Raw genomic sequence first — 26,038 nt, 5'->3', positions numbered from 1 at the left:
GTCATGTATAAATCTCTTCTTTTTTGTTTAAAAATTTTTGTCTTCCTTATTTTAGTAGGTTGCGGGATTACTGCTTATATAATATACCACTATTCACGTGATTTGCCTGATTACTCACAGCTTGCACGTTATTATCCGCCGTCGGTAACGCGTATTTATTCCCGTGACGGCAAATTAATGGAGGAGTACGCTTTTGAACGTCGTGTATTTGTACCGATTAATAGCGTACCGAGTTCGCTAATAGAAAGTTTTATTGCAGCTGAGGATAAGAATTTCTATAACCATCCCGGCTTTGATTTGTTTGGAATAGTTAGAGCGGCATTTTTAAACATATCTAATTATTTACATCATAGGCGTATGGAAGGAGCGTCTACCATTACTCAGCAAGTGGTTAAAAATTTTCTGCTAACTAACGAAGTTTCTCTTGAACGTAAGATTAAAGAAGCGATTCTTTCTTATATGATTTCAAGAGTATTTACTAAGGATCAAATTTTAGAATTATATCTTAATCAAACATTTTTTGGTCGTGGTGCATACGGTGTTGCGGTAGCTGCACAAAATTATTTTAATAAATCCGTAGAGGAACTTACTATTGCAGAATCAGCTTTTATTGCGGCACTGCCTAAAGCCCCTTCCGAACTTAATCCTGAGAGAAACTATGCTAGAGTAAAAGCTCGTCGTGATTACGTAATAGCACGTATGTTTGAAGATGGTTATATAACAAGAGACGCTGCGAAAGAAGCTATGGATAGCCCGATAGTTTTACGTAAACGAGCTAAGGAAGAAACTGTTACGGCAGATTATTATGCTGCACAGGTCAGAGAAGAAGTAATTAGGATGTTAAATAGTAAGGAAGAATTTTATACCGGAGGTCTTACTATCATTACTTCTTTAGATGCAAAGATGCAGCAATTAGCTGAAAACTCTCTAAGAAAAGGTCTAAGGGAGTTTGATAGAAGGCGTGGTTTTAGAAAGCCTATAGCTAATATTTCTCTTGATAATTGGCAAGGAGAGCTAAAAAAACTACCGACTCCTCCATCGCTTTTAGAGTATAAATTAGCTGTAGTTCTAGATGTAGCCGATAATCATGTAGAGATTGGACTTATAGACGGCAGCAAATCTAAGATGCCTATTGCTGAAATGAAATGGGCAAGAAGTAATTTTAAATCAGTTAAGACATTGCTTAAAAAAGGTGATGTGATAGTGGTTGAGGCTATAAAAGAGGGGTATGCTCTTCGTCAGATTCCTGAAGTAAACGGTGCTATTATGGTTATGAACCCAAATACCGGACAGGTACTTGCAAGCGTCGGCGGTTATGATTTTTCCACAAGTAAATTTGATAGAGTAACTCAAGCACTGCGTCAACCCGGTTCTTTGAGTAAAACCTTTGTTTATTTAGCAGCTCTTGAAAACGGTGTTAAGCCGAATCAGATTTTTAATGATGGACCTATTGAGATTTCGCAAGGTCCAGGGATGCCTAGTTGGCGTCCTAAAAATTATGAGGGTAAGTTTTTAGGTGAAATCACTATGCGTACTGGTCTTGAAAAATCTCGTAATCTTATAACCGTAAGAGTTGCAACTGCCGTAGGACTTACAAAAATCGTTGATATAATTAAGCGTTTCGGTATTAATAATGAACCAAAAAAAGTTTACTCTATGGTACTTGGTTCAATTGAAACCACACTTAGCAGAATGACTAATGCTTATGCAATTATTGCTAACGGCGGTAAAAAAGTTGAGCCTCATTTTGTAGAATTAATTAAAGATCGTAACGGTAAAATTATTTATAGACGAGATGATAGAGAATGTCTTGCTTGTAATGTTTCGGATAGTAATTTAGATACCGCAATATTAGAAATACCGAAAGAATATATCTATAGAGTTACGGATGAAGCTAGTGATTATCAAATTACTTCGTTTTTAACCGGAGCAATAGATAGAGGTACCGGTTATGCTGCGAAGAAGTTAGGGAAAATTATCGGCGGAAAAACCGGTACTAGTAACGATAGTAAAGATACATGGTTTGTAGGTTTTACACCCAAAATAGTAGTCGGCAGTTATGTGGGTTATGATACACCGAAAGAGCTTGGAAAAAGAGCAACAGGCTCAAACGTAGTATTACCGATTTTTATTGATTTTATGAGTAATGCTTATAAGGATAAGCCATCGCTGCCTTTCAAAGTTCCAGATTCAATTAAGCTAATCGCCGTAGATAGCGCAACTGGTAAAATTACACCAAGCGGTACTGTTATAGAAGCATTTAAAGTAAATAATGTTCAGATGCTTGAGAATGAAGATATGATTGATAATCAAGATAATAATGATATTTTTGATTATGTACCGAGTAAGGAAGATCAATCGCAGGAAATTTACTAAACTGTATAATTAGTTTAAGCCGATGTCATTCCCTGTTCTCTATGTCATGCAACAAAACCACCTATTTTTATTTTAACCTATGAAAAAAATTATTTTATATCTCACTGCCCTAATATCACTTACTATAACTTTTATAATTCAAGCGGATTGTTTTTTAGTTAATGAAAATTATAAAACAAGAAGGTAATTGTGAGTCTCGTTATGTTCCATGCTCAACATTTAAAATTGCTATAAGTTTAATGGGTTATGATGATGGGTTTTTAATTGATGAAACTCATCCAAAATTACCTGTTAAAGAAGGATATGCTGACTATCTTGAAGTTTGGAAACAATCCCAAACACCTAAAGATTGGATGAAGAATAGCTGTGTTTGGTATTCTCAGATTATTACTAAAGAATTAGGTATGGAAAAATTTCGTGATTATGTAACATAATGTGATTATGGTAATCGTGATATTTCAGGAGGAGATAAAGGAAAGAATAACGGTTTAACTAATGCATGGCTTTCTAGTTCTTTAGAAATTTCACCGTAAGAACAATTAGCTTTTCTTCAGAAACTAGCAGAGAATAAATTGCCTGTAAGTGTTCAAGCCCAAGAAATGACTAAAAATATTTTGTTTATTGAAGATTTTGTAGATTGTTGGAAGCGTTACGGTAAAACAGGCAGTGGTAATAAACTTAGCCAAGATAGAACTGTAAAGTTAAAGGATCGTAAAATCGGATGGTTTATAGGTTGGCTACAAAAAAATGACAGAACAGTTTTCTTTGTACATTTCATTGAAGATAATAAAAATTATGATTCTTATGCAGGGCAACGTTCTAAAGAAGCAGCGAAAGAAAAGCTAAAAGAATTGATAAATCAAGAATTGAAATAAATCTCAATTTTTATTTTCGAGGAACAACCAACAGTGAATTTGCTATTGGTTGTTGATTAAAAAGCAATACTCTAGGTTATCTATACTAAAGTACCTTCTTCTTCATAGGAGACTCCGGTCATATCTACCACAGCATGATCATTATCAAGTAGAGTGTTATTTTCAGTAGTAACATCTTCATTCATTTCAGCAGCAAGTTTTTCAGCTTCAATTTCATCAATATATTGTTTTAATTTAGCGTTTGTTGCGTTTTTATTTCTAACATACCAAGTTACCCCTACACCTATTATAACAGCTATGGAGGCAACTACAGCTGTGCCAATGCTTATATATTGAGCAACCAATGAATTATCGTTATCACTCTCATCAAACATATTTTCTTGAGAGTTGTAAGTTGTATTGAAAGCAGTATTAGTAAGGTTTGCTACGGTGTTATTAATTAAATTTATTCCCGTTTCAGTCTAACTTTCGGTGTTATCGGAAAAGATTGATTCAGAAATTTCGGCAGTAGAGCTTGTTATTGTGTTATTAATCGGATTAGTTGCTATTTCAGATAAGTCTTTTGTTATGAGTTCTAATAAGTTTTCTATTGTGTTAGTACCTTGAGTAGTGCTAGATATCGGATTAGATATTAAATCCTTTATTTCTGAAGAAATTCCATTCAAATTATTTCCTTTAAGTACCTCAAATATTTTGCATCCTTTACTATAACCTATAGTAATAGGGTTATTAGTTGCTGCAGTATTAAGTATATACTCAATAGTAGGGTTTTAAATTTTAGTATAATTTTGTGGATCAAAATAATAACGAAAATTTTCTTGACATATTTTCATCAATGCTTCCTCATACATAAAAGTATTATCACCTTGTTTTTTTTTAATATATAATCTCGTATATCGTCTCCATTATCATTAACTGCAGTAATAATAGCCTCGTCTATAGTTAGTTAACGCTTTCTTTATTTTGAAAAACCCTCTAAATATTAGGTTCATGATATCGTTATTTAATAATTCAATTCCTTTGCTATACTCCATCGCTGCCATATTGTTTTTAGGACAATTCGATACAATTAAATTTTTTGTAGTAGGATCTATATAATAATTTTCTCCGTTATATCCTATTTGAAGCATATTATATTCTTGATCTCCAATTGTTGCTCTTGCTGTTGTAGTAATTCTTGCCACAGTGGTTAAAAATGAAGTTAATTGATGTATCATTTTGCTATTCCTGTGGATTTTTAAAATTGAAGGGCATAATCAGCAGTACTTATTTGATAGTCAAGAAATTATTAACAAAAATTAATAATTAATATATAATCATTGCAATTAGGTGAAATTATATAAATTTCAATATCACTTGAAGTATCTAAAGAAATGTTATAAAGTCAAAAAGTTCATAGAAATTTAAGGGTATTATGCAAGTAGTAAAAGCTTTAGAACAAATTTTAGCAGATAGCTATGCTTTATATTTTAAAACACAAAATTATCATTAGAATGTAGAAGGAGCAGAGTTTAGAAGTCTACATTTATTATTTGAGGGGCAGTATGAAGATTTAGCTGAAAGCTTAGATGAGCTTGCTGAAAGAATAAGAAGTTTAAATGCTAAAGTTCCCGCATTATCAGATTTAATAAAACTTGCATCTATAGATGAGGCAAATCTAAACGCAACGGCAAATGAAATGCTTAAAAGTCTAACAAAAGATCAAGATATTATTAGAGATACATTATATAAGGGACTCAAAGTAGCACAAGCAGAGGGCGATGAGGGTACAGCAGATATGATTATTGGACGAATTAAGGTGCATGAAAAGAATAGATGGATGCTGAAGAGTAGTATACTCTAGTGTCATTTCCATTTTCGTCATTGCAAGCGACTGAAAGGAGCGTAGCAGTCTCAGGAGATAGTGTATGATTCCTGAGATTGCTGCGTCGATGCTGTGCATCTCCTCGCAATGACGTTAATGTTCATAACAAACAAACTAACAAAATAAAAATAAAATGGAACAATATGATGTAGCCGTTATAGGCGGTGGTCCAGGTGGATATGTTGCAGCAATTAGAGCAGCACAATTAAAGAAAAAAGTTGTATTAATAGAAAAAGAGCATTTGGGTGGGGTATGTCTTAATTGGGGGTGTATACCGACTAAATCCCTGCTTAAATCTGCTGAGGTTTTTGAATATATAAAACATGCTAAAGATTATGGAATTGATGCTAAAGGTGCTGAAATCAACATTAAGAAAATAGTCGAACGCTCAAGAGAGATTTCAAATAAGCTTGCAGGCGGTGTTAAGTTACTACTGAAAAAAAACAAAGTGACCGTGATAGACGGAGTAGCAAGTCTTGCAGGAAATAAGGTAATAAATATAAATGATAAACCTACAGTAAAAGCAGGAAATATTATTATAGCTACCGGCGCAAGATCTAGGGTTTTAAAAGGCTTTAAGCCTGACGGTAAACAAATTTGGACTTCTAAAGAAGCTATGATACCGCAGCATGTGCCGAAATCTATGATTATTGTCGGCTCAGGTGCAATCGGTATAGAATTCGCTTCGTTTTATAATAGTATTGGTGTGGATGTTACCGTAATTGAGGCACATAATAGAATATTGCCTGCTGAAGATATGGAAATTAGCGGAATCGCTCATAAGAACTTTGAGAAGAAAGGTATAAAAATTATTACAAATGCTAAGTTAATTAAGCAAACAAAATCAAAAGATAAGATAGAAGTTGAGTTAGAGTTAGCAGATAAAACACAAAAATTACAAGCTGAAATTTTACTTATGGCAGTAGGTATTACAGCTAATACGGAAAATTTAGGTCTTGAGAAAACAAAAATTAAAGTAGAAAACGGCTATATAACTACTAACGGGTTAATGCAAACTGCGGCATCAGGAATTTATGCTATAGGCGATGTGGCAGGAGTGCCTTGTTTAGCTCATAAAGCAAGCCATGAAGGTATTATTGCAGCGGAAAGCATAGCGGGCTTAAAACCGCATACTATTAATAAACATAATATTCCTGGTTGCACTTATTCTTCGCCGCAAATAGCAAGCGTCGGTTTGACTGAAGAAGCAGCAACAACCTTAGGTTATGAACTTAAAATAGGCAGATTTCCTTTTATAGCTAACGGTAAGGCTTTAGTAAGCGGTGATAGCGATGGCTTAATTAAAACTATATTTGATGCTAAGACGGGTGAGTTGCTTGGAGCTCATATGATAGGCTCGGAAGTTACGGAATTAATACAAGGATATGTGGTTTCAAAAAATTTAGAAGGAACGGAGTTGGATTTAATTAACACTATCTTCCCGCATCCGACTTTATCGGAAATGATGCATGAATCAGTATTCTCTGCTTATGATAGGGCAATACATATATAATACTCGATGAACTTCAAAAATTGGCTACGTCGTCTTATAAGAGCTGTGGTGCTCACGTATTAAGTATATGCTCCGCTCCTCGCCTTATAGACTCCTTGCTCTTGTTGAAGTTGATCTTCGTATATACGTTTCATTTTACTTCGGAGATATAAATTAAGAAAATGAAGAAAGGTAATTTAATCGAGAATTATGCAGTAGCGTTATTTAATAACGCTATGGTTGATAATATACAAGATAAGATCTTTGAAGAAATTACTTCTATAAACCGTATAATTACCGATAATTTTGATATTAGAGAGTTCCTATTTTCTCCTATAGTAAATAAGAACGACAAAATTAACGCAGTCAATTCATTAGCAAAAAATATCAAAATTAGCACAATAGTACAAAATTTTTTATTGTTATTGGTAAAAAATTCTCGTACTGCTATTTTATCTAATATAGTAGATGCTTATAATACTTTACTATATGAAAGTAAAAACATAAAGATAGTTCAGGTTATTTCTGCAAATAAATTACAACCTAAAGAGCAGGAGTGGATTAAATCTCGTATAGAAAAAGAATTAAATCAAAAAACAGAAATATTATTTGATATAGATAATACTATTATTGGTGGTATTGTAATTAAATATGATAGTATGTTGCAAGATTACTCAATAAAAGGTAGTTTAGAGAAAATAAAGAAAGCTTTAAAGACAGTTAATATTGCTGTATAGATATTTATATAGTCATTGCGAGGAAATTACGAAGTAATTGACAAAGCAATCTCAGGATATTTTATAAGATTGCCACGAGGCCTACGGCTGCTCGTAATGACGACTCGGTATCCACACGGGCAATGCTCGTTCGCAATGACAAGAAAATTAGGAGACATAAACCACATGAAACTAAAGCCTATTGAAGTAGCTGAAATATTACAAAAGGAAATAGCTAATATTAATTGCTTAAGTGAGCTTGAGGAAGTAGGGCAGGTAATAACCGTCGGTGACGGTATAGCCCAAATTTACGGTCTTGCTAATGTAAAATCCGGTGAAGTAGTAGAATTTAAATCCGGTGTTAAGGGCCTTGTTTTAAACTTGGAAAACGATAGTGTCGGTGCTGTAATTATAGGGGATGATAACCAAGTACAGCAAGGTGATAATGTCAAAAGAACTAAAGCAGTTTTAGAAGTACCGGTAGGAAAAGCTTTGCTTGGTCGTGTTGTTGATGCTCTAGGTAATCCTATTGACGGCAAAGGTGATATTGCAAGTAAAGAGTACAGACATATCGAGATGAAGGCTCCGGGGATAATAGAAAGAACGAGCGTGAGTGAACCCGTACAAACCGGAATAAAGGCTATAGATTCGTTAATCCCAATAGGTAGAGGACAAAGAGAGTTAATAATCGGTGATAGGCAAACTGGAAAAACGGCTATAGCCGTTGATACTATTATTAATCAAAAACAAGCTCATTCATTTACTAATGAAAGTGATAAAATTTATTGTATTTATGTAGCTATTGGGCAGAAAAGATCAAGTGTTGCACAAATAGTAAAAAAACTAGAAGATGCCGGAGCCATGGACTATACACTCATTGTTTCGGCTACTGCTTCGGAAGCTGCAGCTCTTCAATTCATTGCCCCTTATTCTGCCTGTAGTATGGGCGAATATTTTCGTGATAACGGTATGCACGCACTTATTATTTATGATGATTTAAGTAAGCATGCCGTTGCATATAGACAAATCTCATTATTACTTAGAAGACCTCCCGGGCGAGAAGCCTATCCCGGCGATGTGTTCTACCTGCATTCAAGGTTGCTTGAGCGTGCTGCTAAAATGTCAGAGGAAAAAGGCAGCGGTTCACTTACTGCTCTTCCTATAATCGAAACGCAGGCAGGTGACGTATCCGCATATATCCCAACAAATGTTATTTCGATTACCGACGGTCAAATTTTCTTAGAAAGTGAGCTATTTTATAAAGGCGTAAGACCTGCCGTTAATGTCGGTATTTCGGTAAGCCGTGTTGGTTCTGCAGCACAAATAAAGGCTATGAAGCAGGTAGCAGGTTCGGTAAAGCTAGAGCTTGCTCAATTTAGAGAGCTTGAGTCTTTCTCGCAATTTGGATCAGATTTAGACCCTGCCACTAAAGCACAAATCGATCACGGTAAAAGATTAGTTGAGATATTAAAACAAGCTCAATATCATCCTTTTCCGGTAGAAGAACAAATAGTAAGTATTTATGTCGGAACTAAGAAATATTTAAATGATGTCCCGCTTCAGAAAGTAAAAGAATTTGAAGATAAAATGCTTACGGAGATAAGGTTAAATAAAAAAGATATTTTGGAATCAATAAAAAACGAGCAACGTATAACCGAAGAAACCGAGCAGAAACTGAAAGCATTTTTAGAAAACTTCGTTAAGGAATTTGTTAAATAAGATGATGTTGTTTTTGTGTGAATACTAAATCGTCATTGCGAGTGACTGAAAGGAGCGTGGCAATCTCAGGATATTTGACGAGATTGCAACAAAGCTTCGTTCCTCGCAATGACATAAAAATACTAAATAAATATGTCAAATTTAAAGCAGTTAAGAACTAGAATTAAAAGCGTTAAATCTACACAAAAGATTACTAAAGCAATGCAACTAGTATCAGCTTCTAAAATGGCAAAAATAAAGAGTCAAATAGCCAATTCAAATTTTTATATTGAGGCTGTTAGTAAAATGATGTCTGCTATATTATCAATTGATATGTATGAGTTATCTATAGAAGAGCAGAAATTTTTTAATACCGTGCCGAATAAAGCAAATTTATTGATAGTTATGACATCACAGCGTGGTTTATGCGGAACGTTTAATTACAGTATAATTAAGCAAGTTAAGAATGATATTAAAGAGTTAGAAAATAAAGGCGAACAAATAAAACTTATCATTATTGGAAAAAAAGGTTACGAAGCACTAAAAAGGCAATATGTAAATTATATTGATAGTTATTTTGAGTTACCCAAAATTCATGATGAAAATCTGATGCTACAAGTAAAACAAAAAATTATGTCGGCAGTAGAAAATCTAGAAGTTAGTAATTGTGTTATATATTTTAATAAATTTAAGAACGCAATGACTCAAATTATGACTAGACAACAGATTTTACCAGTAGCAAAATATCAGGATGATTCTATGATAGATAATCCTATAGTTAATTTAGTCGGATTCGGATACAAGGAACGAGGAGTGAAGCCTATAAATAATAGGAGAGCGACGAGTGACATAGTAGGCGAGTCCAAATCAATTGACTATAATTATGAATATGAGGGAGAAAGTCTCATTTCTAATCTAATTAATTTATATGTGAATTCCCAAATAAATTATGCTTTACTACAAAGTAGAGCAAGTGAGGAGGGAGCTAGAATGACCGCTATGGAAAATGCAACAAATAATGCTAATGATTTAATAAGCAAGTTAGTTTTAAAGCTAAATAGATCAAGACAGGCTATTATTACTACGGAATTAATAGAGATTATAGCCGGTTCAGAAGCGGTTTAGATATACTCGTTTAATTTGAAAAATTGGCGTTGTTGTTTCATATTTTTGGATCCTCACGTACTTAGTATATACGCTGTCAAAAAATATGAAACGCCTTGCTCTTTTCCACATTAAACTGCGTCTATCTGTTCTTCATTTTATTTGTATTATATTTTTTAACAAAAGAAAAAATCATGACAAAAAATATTGGAAAAATTACTCAGATTATTTCAGCGGTGGTGGATGTAAAATTTACGAATAACGGTGAGTTACCGGAAATTTTAAATGCTCTAGAGTGCTATAACGATAAACAAAGGATAGTCCTGGAAGTAGCACAACATATAGGTGATGATACAGTGCGTTGTATTGCTATGGATTCTATGGAAGGGTTAGTGCGGGGCGTAGAAGTAATAGATACAGGCAGTCCTATTCGTATTCCTGTAGGTACTGAGACGCTTGGGCGTATTATGAATGTTGTAGGTGAGCCGATTGACGGTAAAGGAGACATTAAAAGCTCAAATATTTCTTCTATATATAAGCCTGCTCCTGATTTTACCAATCAGTCAACCGAGCGTAATATATTAGTAACCGGTATTAAAGTTATTGATTTACTTGCTCCTTATACTAAAGGCGGTAAAATAGGACTATTCGGTGGTGCAGGAGTCGGTAAAACTGTGCTTATAATGGAGCTTATTAATAACGTAGCTAAAGCACACGGCGGTTATACGGTATTTGCAGGAGTTGGTGAGAGAACTAGAGAAGGTAATGATCTTTACCATGAAATGATTGACTCGGGTGTTATTAGCCTTGCAGAGCCTGAAAAGTCAAAAGTAGCTTTAGTTTATGGACAAATGAACGAGCCGCCGGGAGCAAGGGCAAGAGTTGCGTTAAGCGGTCTGACCATTGCAGAGAGTTTTAGAGATATGAATGAAGGGCAAGATGTTTTGTTTTTTGTAGATAATATTTTCCGTTTTACTCAAGCAGGTTCTGAAGTATCGGCGTTACTCGGTAGGATTCCGTCAGCGGTAGGGTATCAGCCTACTCTTGCAACCGATATGGGCGAGCTACAAGAGCGTATCACCTCTACTAAGTACGGCTCAATAACTTCCGTGCAGGCTATATATGTACCGGCGGATGATTTAACTGATCCTGCTCCTGCTACTTCTTTTGCACATTTAGATGCTACAACGGTACTTAGCCGTCAGATAGCTGAGTTTGGGATTTATCCGGCAGTTGATCCGTTAGATAGTAATTCGCAGATACTTGATCCGATGATTGTCGGTGAAGAACATTATAGTGTAGCAAGACAAGTGCAGCAGGTTTTACAAACTTATAAATCGTTGCAGGATATTATCACTATTTTAGGTATGGATGAGCTATCCGAAGAAGATAAACTAACCGTGGCACGTGCTAGAAAAATACAGCGTTTCTTATCGCAGCCTTTCCATGTCGCTGAAGTATTTACCGGAGCTGCAGGCAAATTTGTTAATCTAGCCGATACTATCGCAGGCTTTAAAGGACTTGTAGAGGGTAAATACGATGATTTACCGGAAGCTGCTTTTTATATGGTCGGAACTATAGACGAGGCTATAGAGAAGGCGCAGACGTTGAAGTGACGTTGATGTCATTCCCGCGTAGGCGGGAATGACGTAGTAATTTTACTATATTATTCTATGAACGCAACAATTCTAGTCAAAATAATTACTCCTTTAAGTATTGCATTGGAAAAGCAAGCTAAAATGGTAACAATGTCGGGTGAGGAGGGTATGTTTGGAGTGCTGCCGAGTCACGTTCCGATGATTGTTAGTTTAAAAGCCGGTTTAGTGCAGGTTTATATAGATGATATGCATAAATCCGAAAACACTTATCTTATTTCCGGCGGTGTAACCGAAGTAATGGCAAATTATATTAATATAGCTACGGAAACGGCTATTAACGTTACGAATTTAAGTGAAGCGGAAATAGCAACTAAGCTTCTCGATCTTCAAAAAACTTTATCAGATCAACATTAATTTGTTTGAAAAATCTACGTTTTGGGATAAGGTTATTTTAATGTCATTTCAAGGCTTTTTTCCGTCATTGCGAGGAGCGAGAAGCGACGCGGCAATCTTGTCAAACTTCCTGAGATTGCCACGCAGTTCTACGGCTGCTCGCAATGACGATGTTTATTCCACATAATCAAGTGAGAAACAAATGTCAAAAGTACATAATTCAGAATATATACAAGAGTTATCAGTCGATAATACTTCATACAAAATTTACGATATAAATAAAGCTGCAAGCGATATAGATCTTCCCTTAAAAAAGCTTCCATATAGTTTAAGAGTATTATTTGAGAATGTATTACGTTCTAATGGTTCAAAGCAAAGCTTACTTGTATTTAAAGAATGGCTAAAAACTAAAAAATCTGATGCGGAAATAGATTTTATGCCGGCAAGAGTTTTGATGCAGGACTTTACCGGTGTGCCTGCTATTGTAGATTTGGCGGCTATGCGTGATGCGATGAAGAAAATAGTAGGTGATCCGTTAAAAATTAACCCGCTTATTCCTGTTGATTTGGTAATAGACCATTCCGTAAGCGTTGATTCTTATGCAGCTAAGGATTCATTCAATAAAAATGTTCAAATGGAAATGAAACGTAATATAGAGCGTTATGCATTTCTTAAATGGGGGCAGCAAGCATTTAATAATTTTAAAGTAGTGCCGCCGGGTACGGGTATTTGTCATCAGGTAAATTTAGAATATTTAGCAAAAGTCGTGTGGCATAAAGACGGCACCCTTTATCCTGATAGTTTAGTTGGAACGGATAGCCATACAACTATGGTAAACGGTTTATCGGTGCTTGGTTGGGGAGTCGGCGGAATAGAGGCAGAAGCTGCCATGCTAGGTCAACCTCTTACTATGATTCTGCCGGAGGTAATTGGGGTAAAACTAACAGGAAAATTAACAGGTATAGCTACCGCAACCGATTTAGTTTTAACCGTTACCGAGATGTTGCGGAAAAAGAAAGTAGTAGGTAAATTTGTCGAGTTTTTCGGTGAGGGTCTTAAAAACCTAATGATTGCCGATCGTGCTACTATTTCTAATATGTCGCCTGAATACGGTGCTACTTGCGGCTTTTTCCCGATTGATCAAGAAACTATAAAATATCTAGAGCTAACAGGTAGAGAAAAAACGCAAATCAGATTAGTAGAGCAATACGCAACCGAGCAGAATCTTTGGTATGATTTTGAACATGCGGTAGAATATACTGAGGTTTTAGAGCTAGATTTATCTATGGTACATAGTTCACTTGCCGGTCCAAAACGTCCGCAAGATCGAGTAAACTTAAATGATGTAGCAAGTAATTTTAAATATGAATTACCGAATTTTGCTTTAGACAATAAAGACATTGATAAAAAATATGCCGTAGCAAATCAGAATTACGAAATTGGTAACGGCGATGTGGTAATTGCAGCAATTACTAGCTGTACTAATACTTCTAATCCTTCGGTTATGATTGGTGCAGCACTTCTTGCTAAAAAAGCACTAGAACACGGGTTAAAGGTAAAACCTTGGGTTAAAACTTCTCTTGCTCCTGGTTCAAAAGTCGTAACGGAATATTTGAAGCTTAGTGGTCTTGATAAATATTTAGATGAATTAGGGTTTAATCTAGTAGGTTACGGCTGCACTACTTGCATCGGTAATTCCGGACCTCTAAATCCAGAAATAGAGGAAACTATTAACAAAAACGGGCTAGTTGTTGCTTCTGTTTTATCTGGTAATAGGAATTTTGAAGGACGCATTAATCCGCTGACTAAAGCAAGCTATCTCGGCTCGCCTATTTTAGTCGTAGCATATGCACTTAGCGGCACTCTTAATATAGATCTAACAAATATGCCCATAGGAGAAAATATTTATTTAAAAGATCTTTGGCCAAGCAAAGAAGAGATAGATGAAGTTATTGCAAATTCAATTAATTCCTCTATGTTTATAGCAAAATATTCTGATATATTTAGCGGAACGAAAGAGTGGAAAGATTTACAGGTTACTAATAGTTCTACTTATAACTGGAATAAGAATAGTACCTATATTAATAATCCGCCTTATTTTAAGGATATAGGCAGCAAGAATAATATACAAGATATAAAATCTGCAAAAATTCTAGCAATTCTCGGTGATTCTATTACTACCGATCATATTTCGCCGGCAGGTAGTATTAGTAAAACCAGCCCTGCTGCTAAATATTTAACGGACCATCATATAGAGCCTCTAGATTTCAACTCTTACGGATCACGTAGAGGAAATCATGAAGTAATGATGCGTGGCACATTTGCTAATATTCGTATAAAAAATGAGATGTGTAAAGGTGTAGAAGGCGGGTTTACCATAAACCAGTTAAACGGCACGCAGCAAACTATCTACGATGCAGCTATGGACTACAAAGCTCATGATGTATCGGTAGTGATTTTTGCAGGTAAAGAATATGGCAGCGGCTCATCTAGAGACTGGGCAGCAAAAGGACCTGGGTTGCTTGGTGTAAAGGCAGTGATTGCCGAGAGCTTTGAGCGAATACATCGCTCAAATTTAGTAGGTATGGGTATTTTACCGCTAACTTTTACCGGCAATAATACAAGATTAGATTTAAAGTTAGACGGTTCAGAAACTATTGACATTACAGGCTTAAGCGAGAATATAAGCTCTTATCATCCTGTTAAATGCGTGATAAAAAAACAAACCGGTGCAATAAGAACAATCGATTTAATATTGCAAATATTTACGGATAATGAGATAAATTATATAAAGCACGGCAGTATTATGCATTTTGTGGTAGAGAGTTTGAAGGGGTAGTTTGCTGGTATCGTCATTGCGAGGAAATTGCGTAGCAATTGTACGTACGTAATCTTGGGAGTTTGTTATTATTTTATGAGATTGCCACGCAGCCTACGGCTGCTCGCAATGACAACTCAGATAGCCATGCAACAACGCCACATGGGAACGACATAAAGAGGTAAAAATATGGACAAGCATCTTAAAGAATATACCGAGAGCGGTAAGAAAAATTTAATAGTGGTATATATATTATATTTATGCGGGATCGTAGCTCCGATATTGCCGTTAATCGGGGTATTTTTTGCATATCTTAACAAAGATAAAGGCGATAACTTTGCAATTAGTCATTACGTGTTTTTATTTCGTACTTTTTGCCTTGGGGTTCTTGGGTGGATTGTATGTTTTATATTTACGTTTATCATGATTGGAGTAGTACTATACGTTATACTCGCTGTTTGGTATATACTTCGTGTTGCCATCGGTTTTAAATATATGATAGAAGACAAAGCATACCCAAACCCTATGACTTATTGGATAAAATAAAAATGATAAAGCTGAACGTAGACGGTTCTGAAATAGAAGTATCAGAAGGTAGCACCGTTTATCAAGCCTGTACACAAGCAGGAAAAGAAATCCCTCATTTTTGTTATCATGAGCGTCTAAAAATTGCTGGTAATTGCCGTATGTGCTTGGTTGAAATGGAAAAATCACCAAAGCCTATAGCTTCTTGTGCTATGCCGGTAAGTAACGGTATGGTTATTCATACCGATACGCCGATGGTAAAAAAAGCACGTGAAGGGGTGATGGAGTTTTTACTGATTAACCATCCTTTAGATTGTCCTATTTGTGATCAGGGCGGAGAGTGTAATTTACAGGATCAGGCTTTCAGATACGGCAAAGGTACTAATAGATTCCACGAAAATAAGAGATCTATTAAAGATAAATATATGGGACCGTTGATTAAAACAGCGATGACTAGATGCATACAATGCACAAGATGTATTAGATTTGCGAGCGATATAGCGGGAATAGAGGAAATAGGAGCTATTCACCGTGGAGAACACATTGAAGTAACTTCATATTTAGAGCAAACTTTAGATTCCGAAATTTCCGGTAATATGATCGATATTTGTCCCGTCGGTGCTTTGAACTCTAAGCCTTATGCTTTTAAAGCTCGTAAATGGGAGCTAAAACATACCGCTAGCATTGGAGTGCATGATGCCGAAGGCTCTAATATTCGTATTGATAGTAGAGGCGATGAGGTAATGAGGATATTACCTCGTGTTAATGAAGAAATAAATGAAGAGTGGCTTTCGGATAAGAATCGTTTTAGTTATGACGGTTTAAAATATCAGCGCTTGGATCGTCCTTATATCAGAAAAAACGGTAAGTTAGTAGAAGCTAGCTGGAGTGAAGCTTTAAAGACAGTAGCGGATAAAATAAAATCCGTAAAACCAGAAAAGATTGCTGCTATTGCTGGTTCTCTCTCTTCTGTCGAAGCAATGTTTATGTTAAAAACATTATTGCAAAAGCTTGGCTCTAATAATTACAGCGTTAATCAGTTTGACTATAAACTAGATACCATGCAGCGAGGCAATTATTTATTTAATACTACTATTGCAGGGATAGAAAAGGCTGATTTATGTTTGCTAATCGGAGCAAATCCAAGGCAAATAGCTCCAGTATTAAATAGTAGAATAGGTATGCGAGTACGTGCCGACTCACTAAAAGTAGCAAGAATAGGTGGGGGGCATAACCAAACCTATAAAATTCAGGATTTAGGAAGTGATATTAAGATTATTGAGGAGCTAGCCATTGGTACTCATGAGTTTACGAAAGCCTTAAAAGCAGCAAAATATCTGATGATTATAGTAGGTGACGGTGTATATGCAAGAGATGACGGATATGCTATATTGTCGCTTATTCATAAGATAGTGACTGAATATAATATTATGCGTGATGATTGGAAAGGTTTTAATATATTGCATAATCACGCTTCTATAGTTGGCGGTCTTGATATTGGTTTTAATACTCCTATTAAGCTCGAAGAGTTGGAACTCGCTTATTTACTTGGAACGGACGCCATACCATTTGATAAGCTGAAATCGACTTTTATAATATATCAAGGACATCACGGGGACGCAGGTGCTAGCAGTGCTGATGTAATTTTACCTGCGGCTGCTTATACCGAGCAGAGCGGAATTTACGTAAATTTAGAAGGTAGACCGCAAATAGCAGAAAAAGCAGTATCGCCTGTAGGGGTAGCTAAAGAAGATATAGAAATTATTAAAGAGCTTGCCGGTTATCTAAAAATAGATATCGGAATGGATAATTTGCAAGAAGTAAGAGTAAGACTTGCTAAAGAATATAAGGTATTTGCTAGTATTGATAGAATTATAGAAAATAAATTTAGTAAGTTTAGCTCTAAAGATAAGTTATCAAAAGAGCCTATAACTGCAGAACCTATTAATTATTATATGACTGACGTGATTAGTAAAAATTCGGTCACTATGGCTAAGTGCGTTGAGGCTAAGGAAGCAAGAGACGAGGAGGTGGCATGATGAAAAATATGCTATTCTCACCCCGTATGTCATTCCTGCAAAAGCGGGAATCCAGCTCTTTTTTTGTAAATTATTTTCTGGATTCTCACTTTTGCGGGAATGATATAATAAGAGTACAACCATGCTAGAACTCTTTTTTGAATATATTTTTCCGTTAATTATCATCGCTCTAAAGGTAGTTGCAATTACTATCCCTTTAATATTGTGCGTTGCGTATTTAACATATGCAGAGCGTCGTGTTATTGGATTAATGCAGCTTCGACGAGGACCTAACGTTGTCGGTCCGTTTGGATTACTTCAGCCTATTGCCGATGCGGTTAAGCTCTTATTCAAAGAGCCGATCATTCCAACCAATTCCGATAAAATATTATTTATTTTAGCACCGATGATAACTTTTATATTAAGTTTAATCGGCTGGGCAGTTATACCCTTTGCAAAGGGCGTAGTTCTGGCAGATATTAATGTAGGTGTTTTATATATTCTTGCTATTTCTTCTTTAAGTGTTTACGGCATTATTATTGCTGGCTGGGCTAGTAACTCAAAATATGCTTTTTTAGGAGCTATACGTTCCTCTGCCCAAATGATTTCTTATGAAGTGTCGATGGGGTTGGTTATTATTACCGTGCTACTTACTACCGGTACTCTCAATTTAAGTGAGATCATTGAAGCACAAAGAACAATGCCGTGGTGGATTGATTTAATGCTACTACCTATGGGTGTCGTGTTTTTTATCTCGGTGCTTGCCGAAACAAATAGATTACCTTTTGATTTACCTGAAGCAGAATCGGAGTTAGTTGCTGGCTATAATGTTGAATATTCCTCTATGGGATTTGCTTTATTTTTTCTAGGTGAATATGCTAATATGATATTAGTTAGTGCAATGACTACGACTTTCTTTTTAGGAGGTTACTTGCCGCCCTTTAATATATCGTGGTTAGATTGTATTCCGGGGTTCTGTTGGTTTGTATTTAAGGTCGGATTCTTATTGTTTTGTTTTTTATGGATTAGAGCGACCTTACCAAGATATCGCTATGATCAATTAATGCGACTTGGCTGGAAAGTATTTTTACCTCTAACTTTATTTTGGGTAGTGTTAGTATCAAGTGTGCTTGTTTATACAGATAATTTACCGAGTATTTAGGTGTTATTGTCATTGTTGCCTGATCGGTTTACCCGTCATTGCGAGGAAATTACGAAGTAATTGACGAAGCAATCTCAGGATATTTGATGAGATTGCCACGCAGCCTACGGCTGCTCGCAATGACAACTCGGTATCCATGCGGGTGATGCCCCGCAGAAATACATCGATCTTTAATATATAATTTTTATGATAAACTATTTAAAATCGTTTTTTCTATATGAGATAGTAAGGGGGATGGCTTTGACTTTAAAGTATTTCTTTAAGCCCAAAGTTACCATAAATTATCCTTATGAAAAAAGCCCTATTAGTCCAAGATTTAAGGGTGAACATGCCCTGCGTCGCTATGAAAACGGTGAAGAACGCTGCATTGCGTGCAAACTCTGTGAGGCGATTTGTCCGGCACAAGCGATAGTAATTGAAGCGGACGAACGAGAAGACGGCAGCAGGCGTACTACTCGTTATGATATAGATATGACAAAATGCATTTATTGCGGATTATGTCAGGAAGCTTGCCCTGTAGATGCAATAGTTGAAGGTCCTAATTTTGAGTTTGCAAGTCTAACTCATACCGCACTTATTTACGATAAGGAAAGATTACTGCAAAATGGCGATAGATGGGAACAGGCACTCGCTAGTAAACTACACAAAGATTACGAGTATAGGTAATATACTCGTTTAATTACTCTTCATTTATTCGGAATATATACGTATATTATGCTATTGTGATTCTGTTAATAGGTTCATTTCAAAAAAGTTAAATTAAAAAAATATATCATGAAAATTCGAACCTTGCATTCGAGATTTCATAAACCTTTGTAATTTAATTATTGCTTTTCTTTTTTTGACTTTTATTCTCTTAATTATAAAAACTAAAAAACTATATTCCTACTGGAATAAGAGGAACTCATAAAATATATAGTACTAATGAGCAATATTTAAAGCTAAAATCATATGATAAGGATTTATATGAACAATTAAAAGCCTCCAAAAGAGCTAGAAGACAAGAGAATTAGTTATAAGAATAATATATAAAGTTACTAAAACACATGCAAGTACAATAATTAATTGTTCAATTTGGATTATAGTTAGCCTTATATTTTTTATTGTACATTGGGAGATTTATAAAAATACGCAAAACAATAATAATTAATCAAGCCGTAATATCTGTGCAGATTTTATAGAGCTTTCTAGATGAGAGGATAGAAGAACAATACCGCCGCTATTTGCTTTCATGACAATTAGATTATTGAGTAAAGCCCTATTTTCTTCGCTTAAGTTAGTTTCAACTTCATCAAGTAGCCATAAGTCAGATTGGCAAGCAATAAGCCTTGCTATGGCTACGATTTTCTGCATTCCGCTAGACAAACTATAGCATTTTTTATCTAATAAGTCGTGTAATTTGAAGTAATGAATAGCAGCATATAGGGTTGCAGCGGAATTATAAATTTCTGACCAAAATTTTAGATTCTCAAAAACAGTCATTTCTGATTTTAGACCTAAATTATGACCGATATAAGTGCAGTAAAGTTTAGCGATATTGTTAATATTACAGTTTCTATAGTAGATATTACCGCTACTCGGTTGCATAATTCCTGCTATCATTCGTAGCAACGAGCTTTTCCCACAACCGTTAGCTCCTTTTATATATGTTATAGAAGAAGGAAGAAAAGTAATATTTAGATCAAATAAGTTTTTAAATTGTAATTGATGAAGTGATAGCATGTCCTTGTCATACCGTAGCTTGACCACGGTATCCATATAAAAGCAATTCAAAATACTAATAATTTTACTAGATATCGTGGTCAAGCCACGGTATGACATCTGTTGCTTTTTAATAAATTTAATTTTCATGATGCTCTTCTGGTGTGGTCCGTTAATTCTGTATTATCTTGTTGATTATTATGACCAATTCCAAGTTTCTCACGAGCATCTCTTCAAGCTTCTTTATGATCTGATGCATCAGGATTTACCACATGACTTATATCTATGCCTGTTACCTTATTAGCTTCTTGACCTAGTTTTTTAGTTGCGTTGTTTAATTCATGGTTTATTTTTTTAGCTTCTTTTGCTATTCTTCATATAAATCTCACTTTTAAGTTCTATAATTAGAGTAGCATTTATATTTTTTGTAAGCAATTAAAATTTTACCAGCAAATTTTCCACCGATAAGCTAAATACATTTAAAATAGAACTCGGCATTAGACCAAAGTAAATAATTAATAATATTAAAGGAGCTATTGAGATTATTTCGTATTTATATAAATCTCTGAAATGCATAATTTCTTTATTGGTAATTTCACCGAGCATTACTTCTTTGTATAATTTCAGCATATAAACCGCCCCGAAGATTATGCCGAGAGCTGCTATAAAGGTTGCTACTACATTCACCTTATAAATCCCAAGCAGGCTTAAAAATTCTCCAATAAATCCACTAGTTCCGGGTAACCCGACAGAGCCGAGCATTGCAATCATAAAAAATGCGGCAAGCACCGGCATTTTACTTGCTACACCACCATATTTAGCTATTTCTTTTGTATGTAATCTTTCGTACAAAGTACCGACTATTAAGAATAGACATGAAGAAATCACACCGTGGCTAAGCATCTGAAATATTGCTCCGCTAACTCCGGCTTTAGTAAAGCTAAAAATACCTATCGTAACATATCCCATATGTGCAATAGATGAATATGCTATCATCTTCTTCATATCTTTTTGAGCAAGCGCAACGAGTGATGCATATATTATAGCAATAACGCTAAGGTAAATTACGTAAATTGCAAATTCTTGTGATACACTCGGACATAGAGGTAGTAATACTCTTAAAAAACCGTAACCGCCGAGTTTTAGCAAAATACCGGCAAGAATAACCGAGCCGCTGGTTGGAGCTTGTACGTGTGCATCGGGTAGCCAAGTATGAAAAGGAATAATAGGGATTTTAACGGCAAAAGCAATAAAGATAGCCCACCATAAAATTTGCTGAGCAAATAATGGAATATTATCGGTAAGCTGAAAGATATAGGTTAAATCAAAGCTATGCATTTTGCTATAAATATAAATTAATGAAAGTAGGAAAAATACAGAACCAAAGAACGTGTATAAGAAGAATTTAAGAGCCGCATATATTCTATTCTTGCCACCCCATACGCCGATAGTAATATACATCGGCACTAATATTGCTTCAAAAAACAGATAAAATAATAGTAAATTTACCGAGGTAAATGCCCCTATACAAAAAGATTCCATTAATAAAAAACATACCAAATATTCTTTAATATATTTTTTAACGGTAAATAAGCTTCCAATTATACAAATAAGAGTAAGAAAAGAAGTTAGAACCACAAAAAATATTGATATACCGTCAACGCCTACATGGAATTCAAGCCCGATCTTATCAAGCCAAGCGTAGCGTTCAACAAATTGATAAGCGGGGTTTGAGGAGTCAAACTCTATTAAAATATAGATAGTTGAGATGAATGTTAAAACAGAACTAAGCACTGCAACATACATTACATATATCGGTTTATCTGCTTTTTTACTTTGACTAATAAACAGCAAAATATATAGCACGCTTATTAGCGGCAGAAAAATACTGATAGATATAATAGGTAATTCTAACATTCTTTAAGATTTTATGAGTTTTTTTCCGTCATGGCGAAGCAAATTACGAAGTAATTGACAAAGCAATCTCAGGAATTTGTTATTATTTCATGAGATTGCCACGCTCTTTACGTTCGCTCGCAATGACGGTTTTAGTTTTTAACGCAAATAACATCAGTACATTATGTTTTTCCAAACAAAATAACTAATTGTTACAACAATAAATGATACTATATACAAAGCATAATTAAAAACATATCCTGTTTGTATTTTGCCGGTAAGAACGCTAAAGCAATTAACGACTCGTGAAAAACCGTTTGGTCCAAAACGATCGATTATTTGCTGATCGCCAAGATAAAATAAAGAAGCTAAACAGTTAATAGGTTTCACAATTAAGCAATTATATATTTCATCGAAGTAATATTTATTGCGTAATATGTTGGAAATTAATACAAGGGGTGTCATCCCGCGGCTTGACCGCAGGATCCAGGCGTTTTTAATATTTTTACTGGATTTCCGCTTTTGCGGGAATGACATAACAGTACTTGACTTATATAAGTAAATCCCAGTAACAATTCCCACTATACCGACTGCCATAGGTAGTAGCTTAATATATAAAGGCGGGTGGCTAATTAGTAATTTATAAATATGTAAATTAAATAGGCTTGCATGGAAATAACCGTTTGGTTTGTCCATAGCAAGTAAATAATAGCCGATCATACCGCTAAAAAAGCTCCCGGCGACAAGTAATATAAGTGGATTATTCATTACTTTAGCCGGTTCGTGAGCATGCTCAAAAACATCTTTTTCTAGCTTAGTTTTGCCATGAAATACCAACATAATAATCTTCATTGAATAAATAGCGGTAAGTATTGCTGCTGCTATTCCAAAAATAAACATAAACGAGCCGCTACTATAAGCCGCTTCTAAAATCGAGTCTTTAGAGTAAAATCCTGCCAAAGGATAAATCCCTATTAGTGCAAGTGAGCCGATTAAGAAGTTGCCATAAGTTACCGGCATTTTATTTCTTAAATCACCCATTTTAAAAATATCCTGCTCGTGAACGGCATGTATTACGCTGCCGGCTGATAAGAATAATAAGGCCTTAAAAAAGGCATGAGTTACTAAGTGAAATATTCCGCTATTATAGGCAGATACTCCGCACGCCATGAACATATAACCAAGCTGACTGCAAGTTGAGTAAGCAATAATCTTCTTGATATTGCTGTGCATAATAGCAATGCTTGCAGCAAAAAGACAAGTAACACCGCCGATAATCGTAATAAATTGTAGAATTAAAGGGCTATATTCAAATAAATACGAGCAGCGTGCTACTAAGAATACTCCTGCCGTTACCATGGTTGCTGCATGAATAAGTGCAGATACCGGAGTCGGTCCTTCCATCGCATCAGGAAGCCATACATGTAAACCGATCTGTGCAGATTTACCCATACAACCGATGAATAATAATAAACAAATAATGTCTAGAATGGAAAAATGTAAAAATATTTTTATATTAGATAATAATTCTGCAGATGACAATACATCTTTGTAATTTGCTGAGCCACAATAAACAATAATCGTCATTACGCCTAAGATAAAAGCAAAATCGCTGGCTCTATTTATTATAAAAGCTTTAATCGCTGCTTTATTGGCTGATTCTTTTGAATACCAAAAACCTATTAGTAAATATGAGCAAACGCCGACGCCCTCCCAACCGAAAAATAACTGTAAGAAATTATCGCTAGATACTAGCATTAACATAAAAAAAGTGAATAAAGAAAGAAAAGACAAGAAGCGTATAATCCCCTTATCTTCGGCCATATAGCCAAGCGAGTAGATATGCACGATGCTTGACACCCATGTTACGGCTATAAACATTATGCTAGTTAGCTGATCGATATAAATCGACCAATTTACTTTAAAATTTCCAACCTCAATCCATGGTAATAATTTAATATGGATTATATTCCCGTCTAAGCCTGCATCGCAAAATATTATTAATGAGAATAAGGCAGATAAAGATAAAAAGCCGGTTGCAATTACTTGCGCTAATTTTTTGTCTATTACCCTTACGAATAACCCGTTTATTATGCTAGATGCAAGCGGTAACATGATGATCATTATGCAAATATTTTGATACATCATTATCCCCACATCTGATTAATGTCAGTAATTTCAATGGAGCCTTTATTACGGAAATATATTAGTAATATTGCAAGCCCGATTGAGGTTTCGGCAGCTGCTACGGTTAAGATTATAATACTAAAAATTTGTCCCGATAATTCTTGCATATATAAGGAAAATGCAACAAAATTTATGTTAACTGCAAGCAGCATTAACTCAATAGACATTAATATATTGATAATATTTTTGCGATGCATAAATAATCCAAACATTCCGATAGTAAAAACTAAGCTGCTTAAGATTAAATAATGATTAAGCGAAATATATTCATTCATATTTAATATTCTCAACACCTTTATTTAGAATAGGCTTTGTCATTAATACGGTATTTTCTTTATTGTGACGTAGTTGTTTTGATATATCTTGACGTTTTACTCCCTCACGCTTCTTTAGTGTTAACGTAATACATGCAATCATAGCGACAAATAATATAAGGCCCGCCATTTGAAACGGTAGCATAAAGTCTGTGTAGAGTACGCCTCCTATTGCTTTAGTATTTGAGATATTATTTGTTATGGTAAACGATACATTGGAGTTGAAATTAATATTTTTAGTACCAAGTAAAATAATTATTACTAAATCGGCAAACATAATCAAAGCTATAAAAATACTTAAAGCTAGATTTGCTGTTAGCTGCGTTATTGTCTTATTAAAATGCATATCTAGCATCATTATCACAAATAAGAATAATACTGCTACAGCTCCAACATAAATCACTATCAGCATCATAGCTAAAAATTCTGCTCCAAGCAAAATCATAAGCCCTGCACCGTTGATAAATGCAAAAATTAACCATAATACCGAATATACGGAATTTTTGCTTAAGACAACGCATACGCTACTGATAGTTATTAATGTTGCAAATAAATAAAAAAATATAGGCATGGTGTTTATATAGGTTGTGTCTTATCTCTATTTTATCCTCGTAAAACTCGTTTTACAACATTAGGTTCTTTCTCAATAATCTTAAGAAGTAATTTTGCAGCTCCGGTAGGTAATCTTCTGCCTTGTTCCCAGTTTCTTAAAGTTGCAACACTCACTCCAAATGTTGTAGCAAATTGTTGTTGTGTTAATTTTAATTTATCTCTTGCTTCATGCACGTCTATATTAGATAATTTTATATCATGTTTATTTGCTTTTAATTTTCCTTTAGTGTATAAAACAGCCTCTTGCATTCCAATTAATATACTTTTGTCGGTTTGATTAGTATTTTTATTATTTATTTTTGCCTCGTCCGACATATAATTTTCCAATTCTTCAGTTAGTTTTTTTAATTCATTACAACTATTATGATTAATATTTTCCATCTTACTTTTTATAAAACCGGTTATTAAAAATACCGGCATATTTTCATTGTAGTAAAAATAAATTATTCTTATACTGCCACTTTTACCTTTATTATTACTACTTAAAGTAAATCGTAACTTTCTTCTTATACCTCCAGTGCCTTTTATTATATCACCTTGGTTAGGATTAGCAGCAATGTAATGTATTATTTCAAAGCATTCTTTTTCATTTAAATTATTCTTAGCGAATTTTTGAAACTCTGGAAGCTCAACAACTGAAATCAGTTTTTTACTCATAATAATTATACGCCATTGGCGTAGGAGAATCA

23 protein-coding genes and 1 pseudogene are annotated in these 26,038 nt (G+C 34.8%); 15 read left to right on the top strand and 9 right to left on the bottom strand.

Annotated features, from left to right (window positions below):
• Positions 1 to 3 precede the first annotated feature (3 nt).
• The 3 genes from RSL_RS06350 (at position 4) to RSL_RS10265 (ending at position 3,251) form a co-directional block, all read left to right on the top strand.
• Complete coding sequence (locus RSL_RS06350) at positions 4 to 2,376, top strand: penicillin-binding protein 1A (protein ID WP_014273826.1); 2,373 nt, start codon at positions 4 to 6, stop codon at positions 2,374 to 2,376.
• 239 nt (positions 2,377 to 2,615) lie between these two features.
• Positions 2,616 to 2,810, top strand: coding sequence for a penicillin-binding transpeptidase domain-containing protein (locus RSL_RS10270; protein WP_407635695.1), 195 nt, complete (start codon positions 2,616 to 2,618; stop codon positions 2,808 to 2,810).
• Positions 2,811 to 2,975: 165 nt separating this feature from the next.
• Positions 2,976 to 3,251 carry a penicillin-binding transpeptidase domain-containing protein gene (locus RSL_RS10265; protein WP_233417486.1) on the top strand — a complete coding sequence of 92 codons (276 nt, stop codon included), beginning with the start codon at positions 2,976 to 2,978 and terminating at the stop codon, positions 3,249 to 3,251.
• A gap of 80 nt (positions 3,252 to 3,331) precedes the next feature.
• Here RSL_RS10265 and RSL_RS06335 read toward each other — a convergent pair whose 3' ends face one another.
• The 3 genes from RSL_RS06335 to RSL_RS06325 form a co-directional block, all read right to left on the bottom strand.
• Positions 3,332 to 3,625 (bottom strand): hypothetical protein, encoded by a 294-nt coding sequence (locus tag RSL_RS06335; RefSeq protein WP_041472121.1) that lies wholly within the window; start codon positions 3,623 to 3,625, stop codon positions 3,332 to 3,334.
• An 87-nt stretch (positions 3,626 to 3,712) separates the two neighbouring features.
• Positions 3,713 to 3,916 (bottom strand): hypothetical protein, encoded by a 204-nt coding sequence (locus RSL_RS06330; protein ID WP_041472120.1) that lies wholly within the window; start codon positions 3,914 to 3,916, stop codon positions 3,713 to 3,715.
• A gap of 246 nt (positions 3,917 to 4,162) precedes the next feature.
• Positions 4,163 to 4,468, bottom strand: coding sequence for a hypothetical protein (locus tag RSL_RS06325; RefSeq protein ID WP_041472119.1), 306 nt, complete (start codon positions 4,466 to 4,468; stop codon positions 4,163 to 4,165).
• 197 nt (positions 4,469 to 4,665) lie between these two features.
• Here RSL_RS06325 and RSL_RS06320 point away from each other — a divergent pair.
• The 12 genes and pseudogenes from RSL_RS06320 (at position 4,666) to nuoI (ending at position 19,305) form a co-directional block, all read left to right on the top strand.
• A pseudogene (locus tag RSL_RS06320) lies at positions 4,666 to 5,094 on the top strand (Dps family protein).
• 154 nt (positions 5,095 to 5,248) lie between these two features.
• Positions 5,249 to 6,628: a dihydrolipoyl dehydrogenase gene (gene lpdA, locus RSL_RS06315; RefSeq protein ID WP_012736841.1), complete on the top strand. Its 1,380-nt coding sequence runs from the start codon at positions 5,249 to 5,251 to the stop codon at positions 6,626 to 6,628.
• A gap of 161 nt (positions 6,629 to 6,789) precedes the next feature.
• Positions 6,790 to 7,344: an ATP synthase F1 subunit delta gene (gene atpH, locus RSL_RS06310; protein WP_014273825.1), complete on the top strand. Its 555-nt coding sequence runs from the start codon at positions 6,790 to 6,792 to the stop codon at positions 7,342 to 7,344.
• 165 nt (positions 7,345 to 7,509) lie between these two features.
• Positions 7,510 to 9,042, top strand: a complete 1,533-nt coding sequence (gene atpA, locus RSL_RS06305; RefSeq protein WP_014273824.1) for a F0F1 ATP synthase subunit alpha — start codon at positions 7,510 to 7,512, stop codon at positions 9,040 to 9,042.
• A gap of 132 nt (positions 9,043 to 9,174) precedes the next feature.
• On the top strand, positions 9,175 to 10,146 hold the full coding sequence (gene atpG / locus RSL_RS06300) for an ATP synthase F1 subunit gamma (RefSeq protein WP_014273822.1): 972 nt from the start codon (positions 9,175 to 9,177) through the stop codon (positions 10,144 to 10,146).
• Between the two features lie 173 nt (positions 10,147 to 10,319).
• Positions 10,320 to 11,741 carry a F0F1 ATP synthase subunit beta gene (atpD, locus tag RSL_RS06295; protein WP_014273821.1) on the top strand — a complete coding sequence of 474 codons (1,422 nt, stop codon included), beginning with the start codon at positions 10,320 to 10,322 and terminating at the stop codon, positions 11,739 to 11,741.
• A 57-nt stretch (positions 11,742 to 11,798) separates the two neighbouring features.
• Positions 11,799 to 12,137, top strand: a complete 339-nt coding sequence (locus RSL_RS06290; protein ID WP_014273820.1) for a F0F1 ATP synthase subunit epsilon — start codon at positions 11,799 to 11,801, stop codon at positions 12,135 to 12,137.
• A gap of 181 nt (positions 12,138 to 12,318) precedes the next feature.
• Positions 12,319 to 14,955 carry an aconitate hydratase AcnA gene (gene acnA / locus RSL_RS06285; RefSeq protein ID WP_014273818.1) on the top strand — a complete coding sequence of 879 codons (2,637 nt, stop codon included), beginning with the start codon at positions 12,319 to 12,321 and terminating at the stop codon, positions 14,953 to 14,955.
• Positions 14,956 to 15,123: 168 nt separating this feature from the next.
• Positions 15,124 to 15,480 carry a DUF4870 family protein gene (locus RSL_RS06280; protein WP_004997331.1) on the top strand — a complete coding sequence of 119 codons (357 nt, stop codon included), beginning with the start codon at positions 15,124 to 15,126 and terminating at the stop codon, positions 15,478 to 15,480.
• A 2-nt stretch (positions 15,481 to 15,482) separates the two neighbouring features.
• A complete protein-coding gene (gene nuoG, locus RSL_RS06275) occupies positions 15,483 to 17,498 on the top strand; it encodes an NADH-quinone oxidoreductase subunit NuoG (RefSeq protein WP_014273816.1) in 2,016 nt (671 codons plus the stop codon).
• Between the two features lie 121 nt (positions 17,499 to 17,619).
• The gene (nuoH, locus tag RSL_RS06270) at positions 17,620 to 18,639 is read left to right on the top strand and encodes an NADH-quinone oxidoreductase subunit NuoH (protein WP_014273815.1); all 1,020 of its coding nucleotides are present in this window, start codon (positions 17,620 to 17,622) and stop codon (positions 18,637 to 18,639) included.
• A gap of 186 nt (positions 18,640 to 18,825) precedes the next feature.
• On the top strand, positions 18,826 to 19,305 hold the full coding sequence (nuoI, locus tag RSL_RS06265; RefSeq protein ID WP_012736832.1) for an NADH-quinone oxidoreductase subunit NuoI: 480 nt from the start codon (positions 18,826 to 18,828) through the stop codon (positions 19,303 to 19,305).
• Between the two features lie 480 nt (positions 19,306 to 19,785).
• Here the strand turns inward: nuoI and ccmA are convergent, their stop codons facing one another.
• The 6 genes from ccmA to RSL_RS10255 form a co-directional block, all read right to left on the bottom strand.
• Positions 19,786 to 20,361, bottom strand: coding sequence for a heme ABC exporter ATP-binding protein CcmA (gene ccmA, locus RSL_RS06260; protein ID WP_014273813.1), 576 nt, complete (start codon positions 20,359 to 20,361; stop codon positions 19,786 to 19,788).
• Positions 20,362 to 20,775: 414 nt separating this feature from the next.
• Complete coding sequence (locus RSL_RS06255; protein ID WP_014273812.1) at positions 20,776 to 22,257, bottom strand: NADH-quinone oxidoreductase subunit M; 1,482 nt, start codon at positions 22,255 to 22,257, stop codon at positions 20,776 to 20,778.
• Between the two features lie 153 nt (positions 22,258 to 22,410).
• Entirely contained in the window at positions 22,411 to 24,384 is a 1,974-nt protein-coding gene (nuoL, locus tag RSL_RS06250) for an NADH-quinone oxidoreductase subunit L (protein WP_014419949.1), read from the bottom strand.
• Positions 24,384 to 24,698, bottom strand: coding sequence for an NADH-quinone oxidoreductase subunit NuoK (gene nuoK / locus RSL_RS06245; protein WP_014273810.1), 315 nt, complete (start codon positions 24,696 to 24,698; stop codon positions 24,384 to 24,386). Before nuoK ends, nuoL begins: the two co-directional genes overlap by 1 nt.
• A complete protein-coding gene (locus tag RSL_RS06240; protein ID WP_014273809.1) occupies positions 24,691 to 25,308 on the bottom strand; it encodes an NADH-quinone oxidoreductase subunit J in 618 nt (205 codons plus the stop codon). Before RSL_RS06240 ends, nuoK begins: the two co-directional genes overlap by 8 nt.
• Positions 25,309 to 25,340: 32 nt before the next feature.
• Positions 25,341 to 26,006, bottom strand: a complete 666-nt coding sequence (locus RSL_RS10255) for a type II toxin-antitoxin system RelE/ParE family toxin (protein ID WP_014273808.1) — start codon at positions 26,004 to 26,006, stop codon at positions 25,341 to 25,343.
• Positions 26,007 to 26,038 lie beyond the last annotated feature (32 nt).

Origin of the sequence: Rickettsia slovaca 13-B, from assembly GCF_000237845.1 — a bacterium.
In the GTDB taxonomy this organism is placed as follows: Bacteria; Pseudomonadota; Alphaproteobacteria; order Rickettsiales; family Rickettsiaceae; genus Rickettsia; species Rickettsia rickettsii.
Note: the sequence above shows the minus strand (reverse complement) of the source record. Positions and strands in the feature narration are given on the sequence as shown.

What these genes read in the sequence shown, in the direction of transcription:
- RSL_RS06350 (WP_014273826.1), top strand. Translation starts at nt 4, where the DNA reads ATGTATAAATCTCTTCTTTTTTGTTTAAAAATTTTTGTCTTCCTTATT.
- RSL_RS10270 (WP_407635695.1), top strand. Translation starts at nt 2,616, where the DNA reads ATGGGTTATGATGATGGGTTTTTAATTGATGAAACTCATCCAAAATTA.
- RSL_RS10265 (WP_233417486.1), top strand. Translation starts at nt 2,976, where the DNA reads ATGACTAAAAATATTTTGTTTATTGAAGATTTTGTAGATTGTTGGAAG.
- RSL_RS06335 (WP_041472121.1), bottom strand. Translation starts at nt 3,625, where the DNA reads ATGTTTGATGAGAGTGATAACGATAATTCATTGGTTGCTCAATATATA.
- RSL_RS06325 (WP_041472119.1), bottom strand. Translation starts at nt 4,468, where the DNA reads ATGATACATCAATTAACTTCATTTTTAACCACTGTGGCAAGAATTACT.
- lpdA (WP_012736841.1), top strand. Translation starts at nt 5,249, where the DNA reads ATGGAACAATATGATGTAGCCGTTATAGGCGGTGGTCCAGGTGGATAT.
- atpH (WP_014273825.1), top strand. Translation starts at nt 6,790, where the DNA reads ATGAAGAAAGGTAATTTAATCGAGAATTATGCAGTAGCGTTATTTAAT.
- atpA (WP_014273824.1), top strand. Translation starts at nt 7,510, where the DNA reads ATGAAACTAAAGCCTATTGAAGTAGCTGAAATATTACAAAAGGAAATA.
- atpG (WP_014273822.1), top strand. Translation starts at nt 9,175, where the DNA reads ATGTCAAATTTAAAGCAGTTAAGAACTAGAATTAAAAGCGTTAAATCT.
- atpD (WP_014273821.1), top strand. Translation starts at nt 10,320, where the DNA reads ATGACAAAAAATATTGGAAAAATTACTCAGATTATTTCAGCGGTGGTG.
- RSL_RS06290 (WP_014273820.1), top strand. Translation starts at nt 11,799, where the DNA reads ATGAACGCAACAATTCTAGTCAAAATAATTACTCCTTTAAGTATTGCA.
- acnA (WP_014273818.1), top strand. Translation starts at nt 12,319, where the DNA reads ATGTCAAAAGTACATAATTCAGAATATATACAAGAGTTATCAGTCGAT.
- RSL_RS06280 (WP_004997331.1), top strand. Translation starts at nt 15,124, where the DNA reads ATGGACAAGCATCTTAAAGAATATACCGAGAGCGGTAAGAAAAATTTA.
- nuoG (WP_014273816.1), top strand. Translation starts at nt 15,483, where the DNA reads ATGATAAAGCTGAACGTAGACGGTTCTGAAATAGAAGTATCAGAAGGT.
- nuoH (WP_014273815.1), top strand. Translation starts at nt 17,620, where the DNA reads ATGCTAGAACTCTTTTTTGAATATATTTTTCCGTTAATTATCATCGCT.
- nuoI (WP_012736832.1), top strand. Translation starts at nt 18,826, where the DNA reads ATGATAAACTATTTAAAATCGTTTTTTCTATATGAGATAGTAAGGGGG.
- ccmA (WP_014273813.1), bottom strand. Translation starts at nt 20,361, where the DNA reads ATGCTATCACTTCATCAATTACAATTTAAAAACTTATTTGATCTAAAT.
- RSL_RS06255 (WP_014273812.1), bottom strand. Translation starts at nt 22,257, where the DNA reads ATGTTAGAATTACCTATTATATCTATCAGTATTTTTCTGCCGCTAATA.
- nuoL (WP_014419949.1), bottom strand. Translation starts at nt 24,384, where the DNA reads ATGATGTATCAAAATATTTGCATAATGATCATCATGTTACCGCTTGCA.
- nuoK (WP_014273810.1), bottom strand. Translation starts at nt 24,698, where the DNA reads ATGAATGAATATATTTCGCTTAATCATTATTTAATCTTAAGCAGCTTA.
- RSL_RS06240 (WP_014273809.1), bottom strand. Translation starts at nt 25,308, where the DNA reads ATGCCTATATTTTTTTATTTATTTGCAACATTAATAACTATCAGTAGC.
- RSL_RS10255 (WP_014273808.1), bottom strand. Translation starts at nt 26,006, where the DNA reads ATGAGTAAAAAACTGATTTCAGTTGTTGAGCTTCCAGAGTTTCAAAAA.